The following is a 24254-nucleotide window of genomic DNA, read 5'->3' on the forward strand; positions in this document are numbered from 1 at the left end:
TGTAAAAATTAATATTCAGATTATTGCACATGTAGTGCGTACGGGTAAGTGTTTTATTTCAGAATGCTCTTATATTTATTCCTGCACATCAAAACCGTTCAATACCATGGCAAGCATTGCATAGGCAGAGATAAGAAAAAGTAATTCTGCCGTTCCATGTTCTCCCAGCAATGTTATTGCATGGTTATATAATGAATCAGGTAGCGAATCTCCTTTTGCCAGAACTGTGGCAATGTCGTAAGTAATATTTTCTTCAGGAGTAAGATCATTTGGACGGTTTCCTGATGAAAGGTCTTCGACAGATTTGGCAGTAAAACCAAAATGCAGGGCCATTATTTTATGGGCATATAGTTCAAATTTGCAATTGAATGCTGCTCCAACCGTAAGAATGGCTACCTCTTTTAATTTTTTAGGTAATGTTGCATGGTTGTCTAACGAACGCACAAAACTTAGTGCGGGTATCCCAAACTGTGGGAATCGTAACATAGGAGGGAAGGGACCAATTAAAGCGCCTTGCGCATTTAGCATTGAGACAGGGCCTTGGCTGTGGGTTACAAGTTTTACCACTTCGTCATGTACAAATCGCACTTCGGAGTTCATTTCTTCAGGGAGAAAGGGTTTTGCTCTCATGATACTGTTGTTTTAACGTAATGATTCTTCAAATTGGCCGTCTATCAGGATAAATGCTACACGGCATATTTTGTTGGTTCTGTTAGCCCAGGCATGATTTGTACCCCGCTGAATCACTATATCTCCGGCTTTAACAGTAGTCTCTCCACGATCAAGTATCATAGTAAGTTCGCCCTCGATCACTATACCATAATCAATGGTTTGGGTGCGGTGCATTAAAGGATGCGGTGCCTCATCACCTGCCCTTGAAGCATGTTCATCGCTCATGGTTTTAAAGTGTTTTGCAGCTTCTTCTTTGGTAAGATTTCTTATTTCATCTCCTTCGGGCGGAAAATCAATTACTCTTATGCGGGTACCTCCTTTTGGTGGGCCAAGAACAAGGCTGGTTTCCTGATCAAAAGATCCGTTGTCTATAATAGCCGGAGTTTGTGCTGTATTCCATACCTCGAAAAACTTTGCACCATTTGGGCCACCTACCATGTAGGTGCGTTCCGGAGCAGCATCTGATACTACAATTGCTTTACGATTGGCATCATGACCTGTCACGATGCGTCTAAATGTTGATGTGATGGTTTCCATGATTAATAGTTTTTAGAGTGTTTTTTACTCCAAACAAATGCTCCTAAATAGTGGAAAATAACCCCAAGTGCCCATGCAGGTGTTGTCCATAATGGCCAAGGGTAAGTAGTATCAGTTAAGTACCATACCAGCCAGATGATAGGGGTAAGTACAATGAAAGCTAATAGGTGGATACGAAATCCTAATTTTGCATTTTTCAGTGCTGTTTCAGCGTCAAGATTTGTTTTCATGATTTTATGGTTTTTGTGTTGATAATATGATTTATGAGTATTAATTATGCATGCTGAATTTTCTTTCAATGTCTTTGGCAAATTCAACACCTTCTCTTTTTAGGTGTTTTTTTAGGAATAAGCCACCAAGTCCGTAGAAAGAGAATACAGCTTTTAAAAGCCGGTTTGGGTAATTTATACCAAACATGCATACAAATTCACAGGTGTTTTCAGTAAGCGGTCTTATTTGCATTTCCCAGGGCACACCTACAGAAATTGGTACAAACCTCATGATATAGACATCAGATTTAGAAGATTGTAGCAGTATATGCCCTTTAGTTTCATAGCGCATAGCATAATGCTGAACTATCTGGTCGAAACCTATATTCTCTACATTGGTACTGTAAAGAATTCCATTTTTTGTAAAGCTGTTCATGGCAATATGGGCGGGCGAATACGAAACATAATCTGTCTGTATCATTTCCCTGAACCATTTGCTAAGATCTATTTGCTCTGCTGGCAGGTTGATGGGAAAAGCAGCAACATATTGGTCGGCATATTTGGTCTGGACTGCTTTCTGATTTTTTAATACTGGTTTCATGATTGATAGTTGTTAGGTGGTTAAATTTTTATTGAATAAAGTGTTTGATTATCAGTTTGTTTACAAGGCAAAGTTATTGTGGAGGTTATTCAGATGCCATTGACTTTGGTTAAGAACATAACCTGTATCTAAATAAATTTTCGGCTTATAATTTTGCTTGTTTACAGATTACCGTTAATTTTAAAGAACTATACAAATGGTAATTTTATGGACCGGATCAAAGCCGTGATAACCTCTTTTGTAGCAATGCCCGATGAGGAGTATGAACGTATGCTGCCTCTGATAAATCGCATGACTATAAAGAAAGACGCCGACCTTTTACAACAGGGAGAGGTATGCCGTCATGTATATTTTATAGAATCGGGTTTTTTCAGGATGTTTTATGTTGACTATAAAGGCAATGAAATAAACAGCAGGTTTTGTAAACCGGATGATTTTGTTGTTGATTTTGCCAGTTTTATTACAAGAAAACCTGCTCTTTATTACTGGAGAGCCATGGAAGACTCTACAGTTATTGCCTTAGCGCATGAAGAAATAGAAAAACTGTATGACAGCACTCCAAACTGGTCTAAATTTGGCAGGCTTATAGCAGAGTGGGGATACCTTTTTATTATTAACAGGGAAGAGATGCTTCACTTTCAGACTCCTGAAGAGCGTTATGCAACCGTCCTCAAAAATGAACCCCACCTGTTCCAGAAAGTCTCCCAAAACCAGCTTTCATCTTATATTGGTATCAAACCGGAGTCGTTAAGCAGACTTCGTAAAAGGATGCTGGGAAAGTAAATTGAATGAAGAATTATTTAACCGAGAATGCTGTTCAATTCAAAATTGATCAAACGAAGCTCTTCATCCTTCAGTTGTAGATTCATCGCCTCGGCATTACTAATTGCCTGTGATGCGTTTCTTGCACCTGCAAGCACTACTGTTATTCCCGGCTGTAAGGTTGTCCATCGTAGTACAAGTTGTGCCAGGCTGCTACCTTTATCCTGAGCTATTGTTTCTATCCTGCTTAAGAATTCCTGAACTTTTTCCGGGTTAAATCTGCCAAAATAACTATTGCGATGATCATCAGACTTTAATTGTTCTCCCCTGAAATATTTACCGCTAAGCAATCCTCTTTCGAGCGGGCTATATGCAATGATCCCGATATTATTATCATTGCGGCTGGAATCACTTCCTGCTCTATGGCCTTGTTAAGCATGCTATATGGCATTTGATTGGATGCAATTGCTATCGATCTACGTGCTTTCAACATCTGGTCACTATTAAAATTACTCACCCCGGCTGCACGAATTTTACCCTGATCAACAAGTTTCTCAAGTGCTTCCATAGTTTCTTCAATAGGAGTAGTAGAATCAGGCCAGTGCAACTGTAAAAGGTCAATGTAGTCTGTGCCAAGGCGTTTAAGGCTTTCTTCTGCTTCTTTGATTACGTTCTCCTTAGATGCATATTTATAAATCGGGTAGCTCTTTCCATCGTGCTCCTGGTTCCACATAAAATCTCCACGCCCTTTATTGCTGCCGTCCCATACCATTCCAAATTTGGTAAGCAGCTGTAATTTAGACCGGTCAAGTCCTTTAATGGTTTCTCCAATAAGTTCCTCACTAAGGCCAAGGCCGTAAAAAGGCGCAGTATCTATAGTTGTAACTCCATTATCCAGAGACGCGAGAATAGCTGCTGATGCCTGTTTCTTCTCTGTACCACCCCACATCGTACCTCCGATAGCAAAACTACCGTACGTAATTGCCGACAGTTGGAGATCTGAATCTCCTAATTTTCGATATTCCATTTCTAATTTCTTTAATTATGATACTTTTTTGTAAGTTTCCCAGTCTGTATAGCCATGGTTTCCCAAACCATAATGCAGCTCACGGTTTGGAGGTGTAAGCTCCCAGTTGTTCTGTAGGCGTTCCACTAAATCAGGATTAGAAATAAACGGTTCTCCAAATCCGGCAATATCAATTGTCCCGTCATTGATAAGTTGTTCAGACAATTTTCTGTTCATACTTCCTGCCAGGATAATTACTCCGTCATACCACGAACGAAAGCGTTCAATAAATCCATTAGGTAATGCATGGCTGCCTTTTGACAGTTGATCCATCAGGTGGATGTATACTATATTTCTTTTGGCTAATTCTTTTGCGAGATATTGATATGTAGCCTCTATTTCTTCATAATGAGGTAAATCTCCAAGACCTCCGTAAGGTGTAAGTCTTATGCCTACTTTATCATTTCCAATAGCTTCTATTGTAGCGTCAATGGCCTCAAGTAAAAACCTCGACCTGTTTTCTATGTTGCCGCCATACTCATCTGTACGGTTATTAACAAAAGGATTCAGGAATTGCTCTATCAGGTAGCCATTTGCACCATGTAGTTCTACGCCGTCAAATCCGGCTTCTGTTGCATTTTTTGCAGCGTTGGCAAAATCGTTTACTACCTGTTTTATTTCTAAAGTAGATAATGCCCTTGGTTTTGATGAAATTATTGGACCTTCTTTTCCGTTTTCATCATATCCCCAGGCATATGAGTTTATAGCCTGAATATCTGATGGCCCTACAGGAGCTATTCCGCCGGGTTGGTTCGAGGTATGCGACACTCTTCCCACATGCCATAACTGAGTAAAAATGATACTTCCTTTTTCATGGACTGCTTTAGTAACTTTTTTCTATCCTTCAACCTGTTCCGGTGTGTAAAGCCCCGGAATATAGAGCACACCTTTAGCAGTATCAGAAATAGCGGTTCCTTCGGTTATTATTAATCCTGCATCTGCGCGCTGTGCATAGTATAGTGCATTATTTTCATTCGGTATACCGTCTTCGTTTCTGGCTCTTGTCATAGGAGCCATTGATATACGGTTTTTCAGTTGTAACGAACCGATCTTTACGGGTTCAAAAATATTTTTCATGTCTAAATTTTTTATCACGTTAAGTCTTGTTTCAGATTCCGGGAGATAGCCGGCTATCTCCCGGAATCATTTTTTTATTATTTTTTTGTGAGCCAGTTTTCAACAGCCTTAGAGAAATCAGCTACATCTATTGGGTGTCTGCTGGTTATAATATTTCCGTCAGTAACTACAGGTACATCATATACAATTCCTCCTGCATTTTTAAGATCGGACTGAATATTCCAGTAGCCTGTTAATTTTCTGCCTTTAAGAATATCTGCCGAAGCAAGTACCACAGGAGCGTGACAAATGGCAGCAATCAACTTTCCTGATTTATTGAAATCCTGAATGAATTTGATCACATCTTTGTCGTAACGAAGGTTATCCGGGTTCCAGGCACCCCCGGGAATAAATACTGCGTCATAATCACTCACTTTTATCTGGTCTGCAGTACGGTCAAATTTGATCCATCCTACAGGCTGTAAGTATTGAATAGCCATTATGTGTGTCTTGGCCATTTCAGGGCTGCTAAGGCCATATCGGGCAGGGGCAGGATTATATTTTGGTGCTATAATATCTACCTGTGCACCAAGCTCCTTAAAATACCATACTGGTCCGGTTAATTCAATTTCTTCAAATCCGTCGGCCGCAAGCACGGCAATTCTTTTACCTTTTAATACGTTCCTGTCTTTTACAGGAGTAAAGAAGAAAGCCCTCAGAGCTTCATTACCGGGTGCATTTAGTAATGCTGATACCGGCATCACCGAAACTACTGAAGGCGTAGCTAATTGATTCATTACTGTCAGTTCGTGGTCAGTAACCTGGTTTGCATGGACTTTTACCTGTGCATTTGAACTAATTGCTATAAATGCACTGAAAAAAACTGTTGCGAAGATTTGTTTTAAATTTTTCATGATACGTTTCTTTTTATTATTAATAATGGTTTTTGATTTTTTTTGTTTTTTTATCTGATTTATAATATGTTATTGGCAAATGTAGTTGTGTTCCTGCGGATGCTTCATTGACTTTGGTTAAGAATACATCAATGCTATTCTCTTGTCATTGGAGCAAATTCTATTAATGTATGTAGTCCGTTTTGGAATGGTTGCCCCTCAATGCTTGTATTTAAATAATCGATAACAGGCTGGATGGGAGGGAAGTTCAAATGGTATTGAAAGGCATCTTGTCCTCTAAATTTTTCATAAGTTACAAAGTGAGTACCATCACCTTCTATCTCACTTAACTGATAGGTAACTACCCCCGGCTCACTTCGAAACTGAGGCATTGCTGTATGATAAGTATCTTTAAAGTTTTGCTGGGTACCTGCTTTGGCATCAACAAAAAGCATTATAACAATTTGTTTGTCTTCTTTTTTAGAAGCTTTACGCCATTGTTCTTTGTTTAATGGCTCAAGGTCTTTTAGCAGATATTCCTTCGTAGTTTTGGCAAGTGCTTTTTTAGAAAGAGCAGTTACTGTTTGGGCCTGTTCATTTTTTTCAAAAGCATCCAGATGTTTTTTACTGTTCCATCTTTCTATAACCCAAAGTATAGATGGTTTATCCTGCTCATAATAAGCTTCAGCCATAATGTTGTTTTGATTTGCCAGAGCAGATGAGACATAGTTACCAAGGGCTTTTTGGAATTCAGCAACCTGTTGAGGTTTTACTTCATAGCGTGTTATACGTGCAAAAAGATTATTGCTGTTAAGTAACTGTAGTACTGCTTCACCAACTGCTTTTGCAGATTGTGGGTTTTGTCCTGTTACCAGGCGCTGGTCTGTTACTACATGTGATTGCCAAAGTCCTGATTTTTCAAATTTGGCACCTCTTTCTATCAATTTCAGTTCTAATAGAAACGGAACAACTTTATCCAGTTTAACTGCTGTTTCTTCTTGGTTAGTAAAAGCATTTACTTTTTTACCGTCAACAAGGTATTTACCGTTAGATAGTTTGATATTTAGCAAACCTGCCGGCCCATGACATACAGCGCTTACTATACCTTTGTTTTCATATATTCTCGCTGCTATTGCTGCCAGTTCTTTGTTTTCAGGAAAATCCCACATCGCTCCATGTCCGCCGGCATAATGTATAGCTACATAGGTGTCCGCATTTACTTCGGATGGTTTTAGTGTGTTTTCTATTTTACTTCTGTATAGTTTGTTTTCCCAAAATTTCCTGTTTACAGGATCGCTAAGATTAAAGCCATCTACTGGCGCCTTACCACCTTTTGGACTTACAAAATCAATTTCATATCCTGCATTGACCAGTATTTCCCATGGATGTGATACTTCCGAAAGGTAAAAACCTGTGTGTTCGCCTGTATTTCCTTTTTTGTCATGACTGGTAACAACAAATAAAATCTTTTTCATGGTGTGCGTATTTCCTGCTTTCATAACATTTGTAGTTGTTATGAGAATGATAATTATGGCTACTGCCTTTTTAAGTACAGTTATAAGCGTATTAGTTTTCATATTTTATTTTTTTAATATGGTTCTGATTACTGTTACAAAGTTCTTTTGTTACAGCCGCATAGAGGTTGATTGGACTCACTTTAAAACTGTGATTTGAATCACAGTTTTATAATCAGCCAGAGTGATTATCTAACATATTTCACCCCAATGCTATAGTTTTATTTCAAAACTGCACTGAATATTAGTGTGTTATATATGTAAGCGTATTGAAGCTAAAAGCGAAGAATTATTGGCTCAGGTCAAAGATGATGGTATGAAGCAGCAGATTTTTTTTGGCTTATAATAAGTAAAAATAAAAAAGGGTAGAAAATTTGCTACTGATTGTTCGAATACAGTCGGCTTAAAGTTTCGCGGCTAACTCCCAGATATTCTGCTATGTATTTTTTAGGTATTTTTTGCATTATTGTAGGGTAAAGTCCTGCAAATTCTTCATATCGCTGTTTAGGATTTCCTGAAAGGAGCGACATAATCCTGCGTTGCTGGGCCGAATACCCTTTAGTAAGCTTCATCCTGAAAAAATGTTCCATTTTATGAAGTTCAGAGGCTAATTGTTCCCTGGCAAAAAGTGTCAGGCATACCACTTCGGCATCTTCCATACATACAATGTTGATCTTTGATTCTGTTTGGTTAAAAAAAGCATTGTAATCTGAAAGCCACCAGTTTTCAAGAGCGAACTGGATTATATGTTCACGTCCATCCTCATCAAGATAAAAGGCCCTAAAAATCCCTTTAATTATCCAGTATTCACAAGCAACCTTATCTCCTTCCTGAATTAGGTATTGATGTTTACGTACTTTTTTCTCAGTAAAGAATGTCTTTATATATTCAAATTCTTCATTTGATACAGGTGTAATTTCTTCGATATGAGTTCTTAGTCTTTCCATCTAAACATTTCAGGTTATAGAGCTAAATCTAAATCTAAAAAGGATTATTAAAGTTAGTAAAAAACTTAATATTTTAAGGTTATTTCAGTAAAGTGCTATCCGGCTTTGTTTATTGCCGTTTTCAGTTTATTTTGTATGTCTTCGCCTGATACCTGTACAAACCTTATTATACCTTTTTTGTCAATAACTATGCTGGTTGGCCAACTTGTTATATTGTAGTCTTGGCTCACTTTAAATGAATCGTGTACGATTGTGTATCCAAATTCGCGCTTTTCCAGGAACGTAGTTATTTTTGCAGCCTTGTCAGTTGCCAGTGCCAAAAACACAATATCCTTGCCTTTATACTTTTCTACAAGTTGATTGAGCTCAGGAATTTCGCGAATACAAGGCTCGCAGGAGGTAAACCAAAAGTTGAGCGCTACAATTTTTCCGCGCAAGTCTTTTAATGACCATTTTTTTCCGTTAAGATCTGTAATTTCAAATTGAGGAGCTGCATTTCCAACCATCGCATTCAGGGCTTTGATTGCTTCAGCTTCCTTCTTAAATTCCTCGTCGGTTTTCCTTACAAGATAGATGATTTCTTTTTCATTCTCTTTGCGACGAAATAGCACTCGGTCTTCACCTCCCCAGGCATTTTTAAGACTGTCAAGTTTTCCATATTTTAGTTCTTTTCCATTTGGAAGCACCATTTTTGTCATTATTATTTCTCCATCAGAATTTTCCTGTGCCGATGCAGTGCTTCCTAAAAGCATTACTGTTGCCATAAATAGATAATTTTTCATTGTATATGTTATTAAAAGATTACATAGCAAAATTATCTTTCATTTATCTGCCAAAAGTTAACCGGATACTAACTCGTGTTAACTAATGTTAACTGAGATATTTACGTTTTTAAATGCCGTATGTTTGTAAATATTTAACATTATGAAAAATTATTTCAGGACCATACAATGGATAGCGTCCCTTACAGCGGGAAGTATCCTGGTATTTCAGGCAGTATGGGTATACAGGAACTATCGTACCAGCGAGGAAAACTTTACAATCAAGGTAAGGGAAGCATTGCAAAAGAGCGTTGACCAGTATCTGCTTGAACAGATACCTACTCCTGTAAGTCTTACCGGACCGGCACCCAGCCTGTCTATAATCAGTAGGGTATCACGGGAAGGAGCAGAGGATGTTTCCAATAATATGAAGGCGCCTCTAAAGAACACAAATCCTTTCAAAATTGCGTTCCATTCATTGCAGATCGACACAGCCAATCTTGAGAGTGTGCGGTTGTTTGTTGCACAAATGACTGCCCTTTCCAATAAACAAAAAATAGAAATACCTGTTGTAGAACGCTATTTTCGTAAAGAGCTGGAGAGAGATGGAATAACTGTTGACTTTAGACTTTCGTTTGAGAAAAGACAATTAGATGAGACTGGGAGGGCAATTTCTGTCTCTATAGGACGAAGCAAGGGAGATTGGGGCATTATCGCTATACCCACGGGGAAAGGGTGGCATCTTTTGGGTAAAAATATGCTGCCGGCAGTGATTTCTCTTTCACTTATACTGCTTACTGCCGGATGCCTTTGGTATATGGGATTTATAATATCCAGGCAACGAAGGTTGGATCAGACTAAGAATGATTTTATCGATAATCTTGCTCATGAACTGCGTACCCCGGTAGCAATATTAAAGTCTACCAATGAGGCACTGTTGCATTTTGGGCAAATCTCAGATATCGAGAAGACAAACCGTTACCTTCAATTCAATGCCAATGTTCTGGACAAGCTGGAGGACGGCATTGACAGGCTGCTCAGGATCAGGCAATATGAATTGGGAGCTAAGGCTGCCTCCCTTGCGCAAGTTGATATACCTGCGCTGTTAGAAGAGGTAACAGGAAGCTTCCGGGAGAATAAACGGGGTATGGTTTCACTGTCTGTAGCACTGGACAAAAACATTCTAAAAAGTGATGCTTCAATGCTTAAGGACATTGTAGCAAATCTTGTCGACAATGCCCTAAAATACAGCATGAGCCCGGCAACGGTTAGGGTTAGTGCAACGTCTGTATCCAACGGTTGGCAGCTGGAGGTAGATGATGACGGTATAGGCATCAGTGAAGAGCACCTTCCGCTCATCTTCGATAAGTTTTTTAGGGTCAGTTCCGGAGATCAGCATGATGTAAAGGGGTATGGTATCGGCCTAAGCTACGTCAAGCAGCTGGTGTTGCAACTGGGCGGCGATATCAGGGTACATAGCGAACTGGGAATAGGAACAACATTTACAATTACTTTTCCGATATGACAAATTCTATACATATACTGTTGGTAGAGGATGAGGAAATTCTTACCACAATTATTAAAGAGACGCTTGAGCAAAGGGGATTTCGTTTCACGATTGCGCGAAATGGGGTAGAAGGCTGGGAGATGTTCCGGAATGAAAAACCCGATATCTGCGTAGTGGATGTAATGATGCCCAGAAAGGATGGCTATTCTCTTGTAGAGGATATACGCAGAGTTGACGAATGGACACCTGTAATCTTTCTCACTGCTAAGAATCAGATTCCCGATGTACTTAAGGGTCTGACAGTAGGAGGAGACGACTATATGAAGAAGCCGTTTAGTATGGAGGAACTGATATTGAGAATACATAAACTTGTGCGAAGAAGCCGGACAAATTTGGAAGAGGCCGATTCTCCTCAGTTGCATACCAGTATATCTATTGGTAAGTTTCATTTCAAACCACAGCTACTGCATTTATCTTTTGAAAAAGAAATTATTACATTGTCACAACGGGAGTCGGAACTGTTAGAATTACTGGCCCAAAACAAAAACCGTCTTTTAGACCGTGATGCAGCATTGTTGAAACTTTGGGGCGATAGCAATCCATTTACGGCAAGAAGCATGGATGTATATATTACGAGGCTTCGTAAGTGTCTGAATGCTGATCCTAATATTGAAATTATGAATGTTAGGAATAAAGGATATAAATTACTTGATAAAGGAGGAATTGGATAGGTTTTTAAATTTTAATCATTGTGGTTCAACATTACAGAATATACAGACTATCTAAATAAAAGTTTTAAACTTATAATGTGGAGTTTATTGATATAAAAAAAAGTGCTAAATCGTATGATCTAACACTTTTTTAAAGTGACCTCGACTGGATTCAAACCAGTAACCTTCTGAGCCGTAATCAGATGCGCTATTCAGTTGCGCCACGAGGCCTTAGTGTAATCAGGCTTAAACTTTAAGTGGTTTACTGCCTTGATTGCGGGTGCAAATATATAAATAAATGTTTATCTTGCAAACAAAATTTACCAATAAAATATAAAAAAATGACGCTTAATAAGTATATACGTGATATTCAGGATTTTCCAAAACAGGGTATTGTTTTTAAAGATATAACACCGCTTTTAGCCAATCCACAGGCAGTTAAAGAATGCATGGCTTTACTTATAAATAATCTTCAGGATAAAAATATAGATAAGGTTGTTGGGGCAGAAAGTCGCGGTTTCTTTTTTGCAACGTTACTTGCTCATAAGCTTAATGCCGGTTTTGTGCCGGTGCGTAAACCCAATAAACTTCCTTACGATAAAATTTCCGTGTCCTACGAATTGGAATACGGTACCGATAAATTAGAAATGCATACAGATGCCATAAAGCCCGGAGAGCGCGTAGTAGTACATGATGATGTGCTGGCTACCGGAGGCACGGCAAAAGCACTATGTGAGCTTGTAGAGCAGGCAGGAGGCATTATTGTGCAATGCAATTTTTTAATGGAGCTTTCTTTTTTGAATGGCCGCAAAAAACTGGAAGGTTATGAAGTATACGCACAGCTTGTTTACTAAACATACTTGCTAATCTAAAGCGCGTGTAGTTACATAATATTTCCATGCAATTATAGCTTTTTGAAGTTTAGTAGCCTTTGCAAGGTCTAACTGCTCTTTAGTATAATTTGGCAGGAGCCAACGGTTAATTTTAGCTAAGAATTTAAACATGGCCGTATCATTTTTATGTAAAAATAACAAAAGGCTGTCGATATCGACAGCCTTTTAAGAATTTATTAAGCAGCTTATTATTTTGTTGCATAAGCAATTGCCTTACCATTTTTGCGCCCAACATAAATATTTGGTATGCCTTTGTTGTTGCTGTAAGAAGAAGTAATGTCGTCTCCTCCTTTTTCATCTTTAAGTACAATTTCTATGGCAATAATTTCTTTTTCTTTATTACGCTCTATACCAGATATGGTTGCTTCTACACCTATGTCTTTTAATGATTTTGTATAGAATTTAATGTCGCTTTTAGATGACTTTTTATGAATAATATATCCTGTATTATCCTTGTCTTCAGTAATGTTTTTACTCTCTGCAGCGGCATTGATCGCTTTTATTGTTTCTGACTCATATCCTTTTAGATCTACAACTATAACGCCATTGGCAGCTTTTTCTCCATATTTACTTATAGAAATTTCGTTTCCAATAGCTACAGTTGTAGTACTTACTTTTTTTGGGTTGAGTTTTTCAAGCTCTTTGGCTGTAGATGGTTTTCCGTTTATTAAAATATAGGCTTTTTTATAATCTACAGTGCTGCTTTCTAAAATGTTATTTATAATATCGTTGTTGTTGTTGGCGGTGTAGGTGGTAGAATATACATAGCTCCTACCTTTTACCATCCCATTTGTCAAATTAGTTTGGGGCTGAGTTGTAAAAACAACACCAGCGGTTTGCTGATTAACGGGCTCACTTTTATCGAACAGGTTACTGCTTACTCCTGTACCTGATACATTAAAGCCCCTTTTTTTCTTTTTGGTCGTGACAAGTATAACACCATTTTTAGCGTTTTCACCATATTTTTTTATGAGAGCGTCAGTGTTTTTTAAAACCTCAATGCTGTCAATATCGTCAGGATCAATTGCGCTTATCCCTTCACTGTCTAAAGTTTGGGCTATGCCATCTATAATGTAAAGAACATTTTTAGGAGCTTGCGCATCAACTTTTGTAATATTAACCTTTTTTATAGTATCTCCCTCAGATGTTGTTGTAACTGCTTTTATAACTTTTATTTTAGCTTCCGGCTGCCCAAAGTTGATAATGTTTTTACCCGTCTTGCTGTCGCGACGAATATCAATATTAAATGGTTCAATACCTTTATCATCGTCTGCGGTAACTTCATATACAGGATATGATTCCTGATTATCTTTGTCTCTAATAGTAACTTTAATTGCTGTTAACTCTCCGTTGCTGTTTCGCTTAACATTCGTAAAGGTAACATCAGCTTCAAATTGTTGTTTAAAAAATGCAGCTTCTTTTTCAAATACTTCGTCTTTAGTGTCTTTGGTAATATCCAGTACAACCCTTACATCAATAAATTTTCCTGATTGGGTTTGCGTTTTTGTGTCAGGGTTCTTTTCCTGAGCAACTACTTCTACCTGAAACACTGCTATAAAAGCTACCAGGGCGGGTGCAATAAGGGCATACTTGTAAAAGTTACGCCTGTTAGATTGCTTCTTGTTTAACATAACGATTCGTTTTTTGATTAATGATTGATAAAAATGATTGGTGATTGCAATGCACTCGGGCTGCATTGTTATTTTTAATAATGTTTTTTGATACGCTTTTTTATCAGAAACGGTTTTGGTGGCCTCGGCATCGGCAATAAATTCAAGGTTTTGAGATATGGCCTTTTTATAAAGCCAAATAAATGGATTGAACCAAAACACTATACAGAACACCTGACTTATAAGCACATCCAGCGAGTGTTTTTGTCTGCTGTGCACTTGCTCGTGTGCAATAATATCGGTAAGCTCCTGTGTTTGAAGTACAGCTGAATTGTAAACAATATATTTGAAGAAAGAAAACGGAGACAGTACATTTTCAGAATCAATGTATTTAAAACCATTTTTGCTAAGGGCATCTTCATGTTTAAGCATTTTGCTTACAGTAAGAAGGTCTTTTATCAGTAATCCTGCAAAAAACAATAGTCCGGCAGCGTAGGCTGCTATTGCTACATACCACCAGTTTATTGTAAAAGCTTCTTCGGGTTCTGGGGCATAACTGGTTACTGCAACATCAGGAAGAGATGTCATGATCATCGGTTGAGGAGTTACCCAAACAATTTTTGTATAAATCACAAAAGGCAATAGGGCAGAGGTAAGCAATCCGGCAAGCAAATAGAACCTGTTGCCGCTAAAAAAAGTTTCTTTTTTTAGAAATAGGGTGTAAGCCATCCAAAAAAGCGCTATAAGGCCCGACACTTTTGCTAAATAAATAAATAATGCTTCCATATCATTTATCTTTTTCAATCATTTCTAATATTTCCCTAAGCTCGTCTGCACTTATTTTTTCTTCTTTAGCAAAGAAAGAGATCATGCTTTTATAAGAGTTATTAAAATAACTTTCAATAGCATTGCTCATAAACCCTTTGCGGTATTCTTCTTTTGCTACTATAGGAAAGTATTGATGGGTATTGCCAAATGCAGTATGGCTCACATAGCCTTTTTCTTCAAGATTTCTTATTATTGTAGAAAGGGTGTTGTAGTGCGGCTTATCATCTTCTATTTGGGCCATCACATCTTTTACAAAAGCTTTTTCCAGCTTCCATAATATGTGCATTATTTCTTCTTCTTTATTAGTGAGCTTTTGCATCGTGATATTATTTTGATATTTCAAAGTTAAACTATTTTTTTAGTTTTCAAACTATTTTTTTAGTTAAATAACTAAAACATTAGTTTTTTGTAGAGATGCCTGACTGTAGGGAGGTAAAGCAGGAATAAAAAAAAATCCTGCTAAAGTGCAGGATTTTAAAGTGTTAATATGTGCGTTTCTGTTTATAAACTTTTGGCTAATGTAACATCGCCATACATGGTTTTTACATATATGCGTGCACCGCCACTGTTTTTATGATAGCCTTTATAGCTTGACAGGCTCGATTTTTCGATTTTCTCAGATATTTTTAATCCTGACAATCCATTTATATCGGCATATGCACCCGAGAGTTCAAAGTCGAAAGCAACAGCATCGTCATATTTTAAAAGTACGTCTCCGTATGTAGAATTAATACTCACACTCTTCAGGTCTTTACCCAGTTTTGCCACATGTATGTCGCCATAATTGCAGGAGATGTTTAATGAGTTATCTACATAGCCCACAGATATGTCAGAATAATTACCCCCGCCGTTAATTTTATCGGCTACTTTTACAGAAAGGTCACCATATTGCGATTTGTAGGTAAGTGAGCTAACCGTTCCTATACTAATATCGCCATATTGTGTAGATAAATTTAACGTGTTAGCTTTGCTTATAACCACGTCTGAATATTGTATGCTCATATCGGCATTTTTTACAAACGTAATTTTGCTGTTGTCGCAGTATTGTGTTTTTAATGAGTTGCTGTCACCGTTAAGCTCATCTATAGTTATACCTCCATACTGGCAACTAAGGTTTACTGCACCATAAATTTTGCCAAGTTTAATAGTACCATACTGGTTGTTAACACCCAAAGTGCCATTTTTAGGTATTTTAACGGTGTAGTTAATTTCCATACTGGTTCTTTTCCCTCTAAAATTATCTATGCGTGTTTTTGCAACGACCAGAGAGTTCCCGGCTTCAAAATCTACATCTATCCCGCTAAGTCTTTTTATTACGTCATCTTCATTATCACCACTAACAGTTATGGTAACATCTATTTCGGTTTTATTTTCGTTCCAGGTAGTTATGTATACGCTGCCATATTTGTTTGCGAGCGTAAGGCCTGCATTGCCGTTTACAGCGTAGCTCTTATTTATTTTTTTCTCACGCGTATATTTACCTTTAGGGGTTGCTGCCAAACCAACAGCAGGTAGCAAAAGGGCTAAGATCAGTATTTTATGTAGTATGGTTTTCATGGTAGTTTTCTTTTATTTTTTTGATGTTTTCTATTTGCACCATCACCTTTTCCAAAAACTTTATACGTGTTTGCAAATTAGTGATCATGGCATGTAAAATTTTCTTGTTTTCACCCTTTTCCTGCAGTTCTAGGGTAAGTTTATCATAGTCGCTTTCAAGCTCCTGCATGTGTGTTAGGGCATCGCGCACAATGCGTTGGGTTTCTGGGCTGTTCTCTTTTTCTACTTTGGCCAGTTCTTTTGCAATTATAGCCGAAAAGTACAGCTGTGTTTCCTGTGCTTTTGGAGATATTTCGTTAGCCATAGCATTGCCCTGCATTGGCAGTAACCAAAACAAAAGCCCTATAACTATTACAAATGCTGCCGCTACAGGCACTGCAATTTTTAGATCAAAGCGTTTTTGTTTTTTGCCTTCCAGCCTGTTCAAAAAGCGTTGCTGATGCCCCAGCTCAGGATGCTCATTATCCCACTGGTCTTCAAACTGGCTAAATAGGTCTTTTAAATTGTCTTTTTCATCATTCATCGTTCATTCAGTTTTTTAAGAAGGCTTTCTTTAGCCCTGCTTATGGTGGTACGGCAATTACCTGCGGTAATGCCCAAAATGTCGCTTATTTCTTCGTGGTCATACCCTTCAATATAGAGTAGTGTAAGCACAATACGATAACTTTCCTTGAGCTGTTGCAGGGCCGCTATCACCTGCTGTACTTTCATGCTTGTAAAATCAAGTACTGCTTCCTGTTTATAACCGTCGTCTTCCACTTTATACAAAACATCGTCCAGGCTGTCTGCAGTATTCCTGTTTATCTTTTTGTAATTGTCTATACTGTGGTTTACCACAATTTTTTTGAGCCATGCCCCAAAAGTAACCTCGCCCTTAAAAAGCTCTAACTTGGTAAAAGCCTTTAAAAACGCTTCCTGCATAACATCTTCTGCCCAATGTGCATCTTTAACAATGCGCAATGCTGTATTGTACATAGGTTTATAATAGCGGTTATATACCTCGAACTGTGCATTGCGATTGCCCTGTTTGCACAAGGATATCAAATTATCTATATCAGGGTTTGTGTTGTTCAATTGTTTGTGGCCTGGTTTATTATAATGACGGTGCTAATTTTAATATGTTACAGTTTGATTAAAAAAAGTTCATTTTTTTGCTGATTTTGCTATTTGCAGGGTTAAAGGTTTATGCGTTTTGCATACCATGACTCTAACACCAAATTAACAAATGGTCAAAATAACGAATAAACATTTTTCGCTAAATTGCAGTTAAAAATCCGGATATGCAACAAACCATTGTGTGGCAGGGACTGCACTATGATACTGAGGAACATTGCAGTATTAATTATCTTGAAGATGCCATTGTGGTGCGTAGCGAAATTGAAGGCTGGGCAGAGCATAAAGCCGTTTATGTAGATTATGTACTTACCCTGAACAAAGACTGGACCATGCGTGAAGTTGAGATTAGCTTTACTGTTGGCACAGAGCAGCACAGCTATCATTATATTCGTCATGAAACAGGGCAGTGGACAGATGCCGAAGGAACATGGCTGCGAAGATTCGATCAATGCCATTTTGTTGATATTTCGCTTACGCCTTTTACCAATACGCTTGCTCTAAAGGTTATTGATTTTAAAGGTAGTACAGAACAAACCGATGTTTTGTATTTTGATATTCTTCATAACGATGTTCGCAACGATGTGCAGCGTTACACGAAACTTAACGAAACCACTTACCTTTTTGAGAACAATGGGGGTAATTTTTCGGCAGAGATAACTATAGACACCAATGGTTTTGTTACCCATTACCCCAAACTTTTTGAAATGCTTAAACCCCACTAATAACTATATGGAAACCTTACAGCTAATTCAATCGCTTGAAAACCGCCTTCTTGAGGCCATGAAAACCAGCAATGTTGCAGAACTTGATGCATTGCTTGCCGACAATGTTATTTTTACCAACCATAACGGGCACATTGTTACCAAGGAAGACGACCTTAATGCGCACCGTTCGGGCGAACTCGAAATATTTTCATTAGAGACCAGCGCGCAGCTTATTGAGGTGCTCGACGCAAACACGGCCATTGTATCGGTGGTTAAAGATATGAGCCTTTCTTTTGCAGGTCATGCCTCAATTGGCATTTTCAGGTTTACACGTGTATGGCACAACAAAAGTGGTAATTGGCAAATTGTTGCCGCCCATTCCAGCCAAGTTATTTAAATATTTTTTCAGCCACGACCCGAGCGTCAGCGAACTGGCTAATTAATTACACGGACTACACAAATCAAATATTTAATTTATGCAAACCCCATGACATTGATTGACTGGTCTCAAAAATAGTTCAAACTATGCACTTTAGTGCATTTAGATTTCAGCTTCTAAAAATGTCTCTCACACTAATCTCACAAATTACCACAAATTAATTTGTGTATATCTGTGTAATTCGTGTCGGTTAATCGGCCGAGTGCAGACTTTCTGTCTGCTTCTAAACCACTATGGACTGAAAGTCCATAGTGGTTTAGCCAAAAAATTAATGAAAATTTGTGTTGTTAGTGGCTAAAAGACAAAAATCAAACAGCTTTTCCCTTTTCCAATACCAGTTTTTTTGTTACGCATTCGGGTATATCCTGTATGTAATGGCTTACATATATAAGCGTTACGTTGCTGTTGCTGCAAATGGTGTTTATTAGATGTTTAAAATTTTCGCGTTGCTCATCGTCCATGCCCTGTGTGGGTTCATCTAATATAAGAAGGGGCGGATTTTTAATCAGTGCACGTGCCAGCAGGTAGGAGCGTTGTACAGCTCCGGATACATTTCTGAAAAGTGTATTTGCATAAGCCTCAATGCCTAACAATTGCATCCAATTGGCAATAAGTTCCTTGTTTTTAGGCAGCGGGTTCCTGAATAATCCAAGCGTGTCATACAGGCCCGACTCTATAACATTGCTGCACGAACTGTCTCCGGGAAAGTATTGAAACAGCTCAGGAGATACAAACCCTGTGTTCTTTTTTATTTCCCATATCGATTCGCCGGTACCGCGTTTACGGTCGAACAAAACAATATCATTAGCATACGCCTGGGGGTTGTCGCCGTTTATAAGGCTCAATAAGGTCGATTTTCCTGCTCCATTATGTCCTGATAGTGCCCAGCATTCGCCCTGTAAAATTGTCCAGTCTACATGGTCTAATATGGTTTTATCTCCATATTGTATAACCACATCGCTCATATTTACAATAAACTCATACGGAGGTATAGGGTTGTGATTGAGTAATTTTTGAAGTAGGTTTTGGTCTAATTGAGCTTTAGATGTTTGCTGTATAAGGTTATTTTTAAAATCAGGAGCGGCAAGGGTTTGCCTTACAGTGCAATTATCCAATACGGCCACATGAGTAATGCATTCCGGCAATTCTTCTGTTGTGGCAGTTATTACCACCTGTATGCCCGATGCTGTAATATCTGCCAGGAGCATATTAAAATCAGCGCGGCTTTGCACGTCTAATCCCACAAGCGGGCTGTCCAGCAATAAAAGTTCAGGATTTTTAAGCAATGCTTCAGCCAGTAGTAGCCGCCTTGTTTCTCCGTTAGAAAGTTTTATTACTTCTTTATCAGCAAGGTAACGCAGGTTCAGTCTGTCTAAAACATTATCCAGTGTCCATTTTCCTTTAGTTTTAACGGCTGTTTCAAGATATTCTGTAACGGTTTGGGCATCTTCGGCATCAGCCGAGTTAAACCGTTGCTGATAATAAAAATTAGAGGTATTGGCAAGGTTTTTAAATGCAGGTTTAGGCGAAACCAAGACCACATTTTTCGGGCGTATAATATCAGTTCCAATAATCAGGCGTTTGCCTGCAATAGCTTCGAGCAACGTGGTTTTGCCGCTGCCGCTTTTGCCTGTTAATGCCCACTGTTCGCCTTTAGCAATTGTAAAAGTAAGATTTGTAAAAACAGCGGTATTATTGTTTTTTATGGTAACGTTGGGAAAGTGGAGGAAAGGCATTGTAATCTGATTTTTTCAAATATAGAGTTTTTTGATGGAAGGACTTTAGACAGCTTACACCGATGTAAGTATTTTTTACAACTATCATGATAGATTGTGCAAAAACCAATAACTTAGTATTCCTTAAAATGTAACGGATGAATTTAAAAGTAATAGCATTTGATGCCGATGATACTCTTTTTATAAACGAGCCTTATTTTGAAGAGACCGAAAAGGCCTTTTGTGTGCTTATGGAAGATTACCTGAGCCACAGCAGCCTCGAAAAGGAGCTTTACACTACCCAGATTGCTAATTTGCCGCAGTATGGTTATGGCATAAAGGCTTATATATTGAGCATGATAGAAACTTCTATAAAAGTGAGTAGTGGCACCGTTAGCATTAAGCATATAGAAAAAATACTGCAATTGGGCAAAGAGCTGCTTCAAAAACCTATAGAACTTATTGATGGGGTAGAAGAGACTCTTGCTGCCCTGCATGGTAAATATAAACTGGTAGTGGCTACTAAAGGTGACCTTAAAGACCAGCAGCGCAAACTGCACGACAGTGGTTTAGGACATTATTTTCACCATATTGAGGTGATGGCCGATAAAGAGGTTATTAATTACGAAAAGCTTTTAAAACGCCTTGATATTAATGCTAATGAGTTTATGATGATAGGCAACTCGCTAAAAAGTGATGTCCTCCCTGTGCTGGAAGTTGGCGGTTATGCCTGCCACATTCCGTTTCATACCACATGGGCTTATGAACGTATAGACCATGAAGTTACCCACCAACGCTTTAAAGCTTTAACGGATATTAGAGAGGTGTTAAATTTGTTTAAAGTTTAAAGTTTGATGTTTATTAGAGTTAAGTGCACAACTTTCAAAAAACTTTAAACTTTAAACCAGAAACCAAAAATATGAGTCCTACTTTTTTTGAAACTGAAAACGATTTTCGCGAATGGCTCGACAAAAACCATGATAAAGAGCCGGAGCTGCTTGTGGGGTTTTATAAAACCAAAAGCGGCAGGCCCAGCATGACCTGGCCACAGTCGGTAGATCAGGCGCTGTGTTATGGATGGATAGACGGCGTTCGCAAATCGGCAGGGGAGGAAGCTTACACTGTGCGTTTTACGCCAAGGAGAGATACCAGTATTTGGAGTACTATAAACATAAATAAAGTGGAAGCACTTAAAAAAAGTGGTCTCATGCAGCAAGCCGGACTTGTTGCCTATGCCAAACGACGGGAATCGCATTCGGAAATATATTCTCACGAAAAAAAGGCTGTACCGGAACTGTCTCCTGAGTTTGAAGCGGAGTTTAAAGCTAACATTGCTGCATGGGATTTTTTTGAAAAACAGGCACCGTCTTACAGAAAAGTGGTTATACATTTAATTATGAGTGCCAAACAGGAAAAAACAAGACGGTCGCGCTTTGATAAAGTGATTGCTGCCAGTGTAAAAGGCGAACGCATCAGCAATTGGGGATAAACTATTGATTAGAAAAAATATAAATAAAATGAAAACCGTTCAGAATTATAAAAACCATATACGCTGGTATCCGCCGCATCATTTTGTGTTTTATCCTGTAATGCTTGTGCTTATGGGGTTAAGTGCCCTGCACGCGTGGTATAGTCATGGCAACGAGCGCTATATATGGATAGCTATAGGTATTGGTTTTGGCTGCCTCACATGGGTGGCCTTTATGCTAAGACAGCATTATGCGCTAACCCTTCAAAACAGGCTGGTGCTGTTGGAGTTGCGCTGCCGCTATTTTGCAACTACAGGAAATCGTTTTGAACCTATTGAAGAACAGCTTACAGACAGCCAGCTTTTTGCCCTGCGCTTTGCTCCCGATAACGAACTGCCCTTACTGGCCGAACGTGCTGTAAAAGAAAACCTGGCGGGCACTGATATTAAAAAGGCAATATCAAACTGGAAACCAGACCACAGGAGGGTGTAGGCAATTATACCATTAATTTGCTATAAAATAAAAGTGGGATAGCTGCTAAAACTGCTATCCCACTCATTCAAATTAGGTTCTGGACCATAAAAGATCCGTACGTCTAACTTATTCCTCTTCCTCAGGTTCTTCCCATCTAAAACGGCTGTTGCTGCGGTTGTATTCGCTATGATCGCTGTCTATGTAGTCGTCCTTTGTATAAACATCATAAGGCTCTTCATAATCGCGGCCTGTAGCGGTAATTATGTTATTGTTGGTATCCCAGCGGTCACGCTCGGTAATTTCTTCGTTATTTTTAGGCGCTTTGCCATTAAAGGTTTTAGATTGAGCATCCCAGCTGTTTTTGACCTTTTTATTAGTAACGCTGTTTACAAGCTGTTCGTGCATCAAATCTTCTTTTTGGTCTCTAATATCGTTGTTTATGTGTGGTTTCATAGTGTTGTAATGGTTTAGAGTTAGTATTCGCGTTTCTTTTGGCTTGTATTGCCATCCTGTATTTTTTGCGGCGTTTTTGTGGCAGTAACTTTTGCAGCGCTGCCCTTTTCGGCATTGCTAACCGCTTTTTTTAACTCGGGGGTTTCCTGTTTGTGTAAAGGCTTTCCGCTGTCGGCCTTCGGGGCAGGGGTTTGTTTTGTTGTTGCCATGGCGTTTAAGGTTTTGGGTTATGTATATTTACAAATTTCGGAGGTATCAAATATTGTTGTACCACTAATTAACAACGATTTAGAGTTTGATATTCCTAATGAAATTCACAGTCCCCCGTCAACGCCAGTATTTATAATGTTTTACGGTTATGTGGACTATTCCTGCTCTCAAAATTTAACAAATAATTCACGGCTATATCGGCTGGAAAAAGCCTTATCCTGACTAAATTAGTAGGGGCTTAACAGGGCATTACTTATAAAAGAATTTTAAAAAGATCAAATGCATTGGTATAGCTTTTATATTCTCAGTAAAACAACAACTTATGGCAACACGCAATTGGGTAATAGACCCGGCACATTCTAACATTAGTTTTAGTATAAGGCATTTGGTAATTGCTACAGTAACGGGCTCGTTTAATGTCTTCTCCGGAACTATGGTTACTAAAGAACACGATAATTTTAACGATGCGCAGGTAAACCTTAGCATAGACGTTTACAGCATAGACACCAACAACCGCGACCGGGATGAACATTTAAAATCGCCTGATTTTTTTAATGCAGATGCGTTTCCAGTAATAGAGTTTCGCTCAACACAATTTAAACATATAGATGGAGATAAGCATGAACTGACCGGGGTTTTTACCGTTAAAGGGATTTCTAAAGAAGTTACTCTTACAGTATTGTTTGGTGGCGAAGCTAAAGATGGGTTTGGTGTAATGAGGGCAGGTTTTGAAATTAGCGGAATTATTAACCGCAATGATTTTGATATACATTCTGCTGATGTTACCGAAGCCGGAGGCCTTGTGTTGGGAGAAGATATTAAGCTGCATGCCAATATACAGTTTACTAACGAAGTTTAATTTATACACATGACCGATATTTGGACCCAACGATGGGATGATCGCTACAGCAGCACAGAATTTGCCTATGGTGAACAGCCAAACAATTATTTAAAAGAGCAACTGCAAGAAATACAACCCGGTTCTATACTGTTTCCTGCTGAGGGCGAAGGGCGTAATGCTGTTTTTGCAGCAAAGCTCGGCTGGAATGTGCATGCCTTTGATATAAGTGCCGAGGGCAGGAACAAGGCTTTACTGCTGGCACAAAAAAATAATGTAAGTATAGCCTATAAAGTAGGCGAATTACAAGCCTTAGATTATAAAGCCGCACAATTTGACGCAATAGCTTTAATTTATGCGCATTTCCCGGCACAAATAAAGTCACAGTTGCACAGAATGCTTACAACTCTTTTGCGTTCCGGAGGCTATGTTATATTTGAGGCTTTCAGTAAAAAGCATCTCGAATATTTAGAGCGTAACAAAGATGTTGGCGGGCCTAAAGATATAGAATCGCTCTTTTCAATAGACGAAATAAAAGCAGACTTTGAAGGGTTTGATTTTATAGAACTAAGTGAGACGGAAATTACCCTCAACGAAGGGCTTTACCATAACGGAGAGGGATCTGTAATACGCTTTTTAGGTAAAAAACGATAAATTTCAAATGTGACATTAAATGTATCTCAAATCTGTTGCTATTTTTTAGGGCATCAGGT

Annotated in this window: 28 protein-coding genes, 1 tRNA gene and 3 pseudogenes; 11 read left to right on the forward strand and 21 right to left on the reverse strand. The window is 38.6% G+C overall.

Annotated elements, in window-relative coordinates; translation table 11 throughout:
- Positions 1–75: 75 nt before the first annotated feature.
- The 4 genes from GR160_RS01255 to GR160_RS01270 are packed head-to-tail and all read right to left on the reverse strand — an operon-like array spanning position 76 to position 2019.
- Entirely contained in the window at positions 76–630 is a 555-nt protein-coding gene (locus tag GR160_RS01255) for a carboxymuconolactone decarboxylase family protein (protein ID WP_160748016.1), read from the reverse strand.
- A 12-nt stretch (positions 631–642) separates the two neighbouring features.
- Positions 643–1209, reverse strand: coding sequence for a cupin domain-containing protein (locus GR160_RS01260; protein WP_160748017.1), 567 nt, complete (start codon positions 1207–1209; stop codon positions 643–645).
- 2 nt (positions 1210–1211) lie between these two features.
- Positions 1212–1439: a 2TM domain-containing protein gene (locus tag GR160_RS01265; RefSeq protein ID WP_160748018.1), complete on the reverse strand. Its 228-nt coding sequence runs from the start codon at positions 1437–1439 to the stop codon at positions 1212–1214.
- A gap of 40 nt (positions 1440–1479) precedes the next feature.
- Positions 1480–2019, reverse strand: coding sequence for a hypothetical protein (locus GR160_RS01270; RefSeq protein WP_160748019.1), 540 nt, complete (start codon positions 2017–2019; stop codon positions 1480–1482).
- A 207-nt stretch (positions 2020–2226) separates the two neighbouring features.
- On the opposite strand from GR160_RS01270, the gene GR160_RS01275 reads away from it, so the two are divergent.
- Positions 2227–2802, forward strand: coding sequence for a Crp/Fnr family transcriptional regulator (locus tag GR160_RS01275; RefSeq protein WP_160748020.1), 576 nt, complete (start codon positions 2227–2229; stop codon positions 2800–2802).
- 17 nt (positions 2803–2819) lie between these two features.
- Here the strand turns inward: GR160_RS01275 and GR160_RS01280 are convergent.
- The 7 genes and pseudogenes from GR160_RS01280 to GR160_RS01305 form a co-directional block, all read right to left on the reverse strand.
- Positions 2820–3808: pseudogene (locus GR160_RS01280) on the reverse strand (aldo/keto reductase).
- Between the two features lie 15 nt (positions 3809–3823).
- Positions 3824–4924, reverse strand: a pseudogene (locus GR160_RS01285) (alkene reductase).
- Positions 4925–5001: 77 nt separating this feature from the next.
- Positions 5002–5817 carry a DJ-1/PfpI/YhbO family deglycase/protease gene (locus GR160_RS01290; RefSeq protein ID WP_160748021.1) on the reverse strand — a complete coding sequence of 272 codons (816 nt, stop codon included), beginning with the start codon at positions 5815–5817 and terminating at the stop codon, positions 5002–5004.
- Positions 5818–5951: 134 nt separating this feature from the next.
- Entirely contained in the window at positions 5952–6584 is a 633-nt protein-coding gene (locus tag GR160_RS19535; protein ID WP_370519202.1) for a putative quinol monooxygenase, read from the reverse strand.
- A 24-nt stretch (positions 6585–6608) separates the two neighbouring features.
- A pseudogene (locus GR160_RS19540) lies at positions 6609–7271 on the reverse strand (type 1 glutamine amidotransferase domain-containing protein); the annotation flags it as partial.
- Positions 7272–7687: 416 nt separating this feature from the next.
- Positions 7688–8257, reverse strand: coding sequence for a Crp/Fnr family transcriptional regulator (locus tag GR160_RS01300; RefSeq protein WP_160748023.1), 570 nt, complete (start codon positions 8255–8257; stop codon positions 7688–7690).
- Between the two features lie 95 nt (positions 8258–8352).
- Positions 8353–9039, reverse strand: coding sequence for a peroxiredoxin (locus tag GR160_RS01305; protein ID WP_160748024.1), 687 nt, complete (start codon positions 9037–9039; stop codon positions 8353–8355).
- A 142-nt stretch (positions 9040–9181) separates the two neighbouring features.
- Between GR160_RS01305 and GR160_RS01310 the strand changes: the two genes are divergently transcribed.
- Both GR160_RS01310 and GR160_RS01315 read left to right on the forward strand, forming a co-directional pair.
- Positions 9182–10543 carry a cell wall metabolism sensor histidine kinase WalK gene (locus tag GR160_RS01310; protein WP_160748025.1) on the forward strand — a complete coding sequence of 454 codons (1362 nt, stop codon included), beginning with the start codon at positions 9182–9184 and terminating at the stop codon, positions 10541–10543.
- Positions 10540–11256, forward strand: a complete 717-nt coding sequence (locus tag GR160_RS01315; protein ID WP_160748026.1) for a response regulator transcription factor — start codon at positions 10540–10542, stop codon at positions 11254–11256. The genes GR160_RS01310 and GR160_RS01315 overlap by 4 nt, the downstream gene beginning before the upstream one ends.
- Positions 11257–11392: 136 nt before the next feature.
- Here the strand turns inward: GR160_RS01315 and GR160_RS01320 are convergent.
- Positions 11393–11466, reverse strand: a tRNA-Arg gene (locus GR160_RS01320).
- 110 nt (positions 11467–11576) lie between these two features.
- On the opposite strand from GR160_RS01320, the gene GR160_RS01325 reads away from it, so the two are divergent.
- Complete coding sequence (locus GR160_RS01325; RefSeq protein ID WP_160748027.1) at positions 11577–12089, forward strand: adenine phosphoribosyltransferase; 513 nt, start codon at positions 11577–11579, stop codon at positions 12087–12089.
- A 9-nt stretch (positions 12090–12098) separates the two neighbouring features.
- On the opposite strand, the gene GR160_RS01330 is transcribed toward GR160_RS01325, so the two are convergent.
- The 6 genes from GR160_RS01330 to GR160_RS01355 form a co-directional block, all read right to left on the reverse strand.
- On the reverse strand, positions 12099–12239 hold the full coding sequence (locus GR160_RS01330; RefSeq protein WP_160748028.1) for an SsrA-binding protein: 141 nt from the start codon (positions 12237–12239) through the stop codon (positions 12099–12101).
- Positions 12240–12316: 77 nt separating this feature from the next.
- Positions 12317–14524 (reverse strand): M56 family metallopeptidase, encoded by a 2208-nt coding sequence (locus GR160_RS01335; RefSeq protein ID WP_160748029.1) that lies wholly within the window; start codon positions 14522–14524, stop codon positions 12317–12319.
- 1 nt (position 14525) lies between these two features.
- On the reverse strand, positions 14526–14885 hold the full coding sequence (locus tag GR160_RS01340) for a BlaI/MecI/CopY family transcriptional regulator (protein WP_160748030.1): 360 nt from the start codon (positions 14883–14885) through the stop codon (positions 14526–14528).
- A 182-nt stretch (positions 14886–15067) separates the two neighbouring features.
- Positions 15068–16123 carry a DUF4097 family beta strand repeat-containing protein gene (locus GR160_RS01345; RefSeq protein ID WP_160748031.1) on the reverse strand — a complete coding sequence of 352 codons (1056 nt, stop codon included), beginning with the start codon at positions 16121–16123 and terminating at the stop codon, positions 15068–15070.
- Positions 16104–16646, reverse strand: coding sequence for a hypothetical protein (locus GR160_RS01350; RefSeq protein WP_160748032.1), 543 nt, complete (start codon positions 16644–16646; stop codon positions 16104–16106). Before GR160_RS01350 ends, GR160_RS01345 begins: the two co-directional genes overlap by 20 nt.
- Complete coding sequence (locus tag GR160_RS01355; protein WP_160748033.1) at positions 16643–17197, reverse strand: RNA polymerase sigma factor; 555 nt, start codon at positions 17195–17197, stop codon at positions 16643–16645. Before GR160_RS01355 ends, GR160_RS01350 begins: the two co-directional genes overlap by 4 nt.
- Before the next feature lie 206 nt (positions 17198–17403).
- Between GR160_RS01355 and GR160_RS01360 the strand changes: the two genes are divergently transcribed.
- Together GR160_RS01360 and GR160_RS01365 are read left to right on the forward strand one after the other, a co-directional pair.
- Entirely contained in the window at positions 17404–17961 is a 558-nt protein-coding gene (locus GR160_RS01360; protein WP_160748034.1) for a putative glycolipid-binding domain-containing protein, read from the forward strand.
- A gap of 7 nt (positions 17962–17968) precedes the next feature.
- Positions 17969–18340, forward strand: coding sequence for a nuclear transport factor 2 family protein (locus tag GR160_RS01365; protein WP_160748035.1), 372 nt, complete (start codon positions 17969–17971; stop codon positions 18338–18340).
- A gap of 350 nt (positions 18341–18690) precedes the next feature.
- On the opposite strand, the gene GR160_RS01370 is transcribed toward GR160_RS01365, so the two are convergent.
- The gene (locus GR160_RS01370) at positions 18691–20118 is read right to left on the reverse strand and encodes an ATP-binding cassette domain-containing protein (RefSeq protein WP_160748036.1); all 1428 of its coding nucleotides are present in this window, start codon (positions 20116–20118) and stop codon (positions 18691–18693) included.
- A 137-nt stretch (positions 20119–20255) separates the two neighbouring features.
- On the opposite strand from GR160_RS01370, the gene GR160_RS01375 reads away from it, so the two are divergent.
- From GR160_RS01375 to GR160_RS01385, 3 genes are all read left to right on the forward strand, one after another.
- A complete protein-coding gene (locus GR160_RS01375) occupies positions 20256–20945 on the forward strand; it encodes an HAD family hydrolase (protein ID WP_160748037.1) in 690 nt (229 codons plus the stop codon).
- A gap of 71 nt (positions 20946–21016) precedes the next feature.
- Positions 21017–21586: a YdeI family protein gene (locus tag GR160_RS01380; protein ID WP_160748038.1), complete on the forward strand. Its 570-nt coding sequence runs from the start codon at positions 21017–21019 to the stop codon at positions 21584–21586.
- Between the two features lie 28 nt (positions 21587–21614).
- Entirely contained in the window at positions 21615–22058 is a 444-nt protein-coding gene (locus tag GR160_RS01385) for a DUF6526 family protein (RefSeq protein ID WP_160748039.1), read from the forward strand.
- A gap of 108 nt (positions 22059–22166) precedes the next feature.
- Here GR160_RS01385 and GR160_RS01390 read toward each other — a convergent pair whose 3' ends face one another.
- Together GR160_RS01390 and GR160_RS01395 are read right to left on the reverse strand one after the other, a co-directional pair.
- Positions 22167–22493, reverse strand: a complete 327-nt coding sequence (locus tag GR160_RS01390; protein WP_160748040.1) for a hypothetical protein — start codon at positions 22491–22493, stop codon at positions 22167–22169.
- Between the two features lie 20 nt (positions 22494–22513).
- Positions 22514–22702, reverse strand: a complete 189-nt coding sequence (locus tag GR160_RS01395; RefSeq protein WP_160748041.1) for a hypothetical protein — start codon at positions 22700–22702, stop codon at positions 22514–22516.
- Between the two features lie 323 nt (positions 22703–23025).
- On the opposite strand from GR160_RS01395, the gene GR160_RS01400 reads away from it, so the two are divergent.
- Together GR160_RS01400 and GR160_RS01405 are read left to right on the forward strand one after the other, a co-directional pair.
- Entirely contained in the window at positions 23026–23562 is a 537-nt protein-coding gene (locus GR160_RS01400; RefSeq protein ID WP_160748042.1) for a YceI family protein, read from the forward strand.
- Positions 23563–23571: 9 nt separating this feature from the next.
- A complete protein-coding gene (locus GR160_RS01405; RefSeq protein ID WP_160748043.1) occupies positions 23572–24195 on the forward strand; it encodes a bifunctional 2-polyprenyl-6-hydroxyphenol methylase/3-demethylubiquinol 3-O-methyltransferase UbiG in 624 nt (207 codons plus the stop codon).
- The last annotated feature ends 59 nt before the right edge of the window (positions 24196–24254 follow it).

It is taken from the genome of Flavobacterium sp. Sd200, assembly GCF_009826935.1.
In the GTDB taxonomy this organism is placed as follows: domain Bacteria; phylum Bacteroidota; class Bacteroidia; order Flavobacteriales; family Flavobacteriaceae; genus Flavobacterium.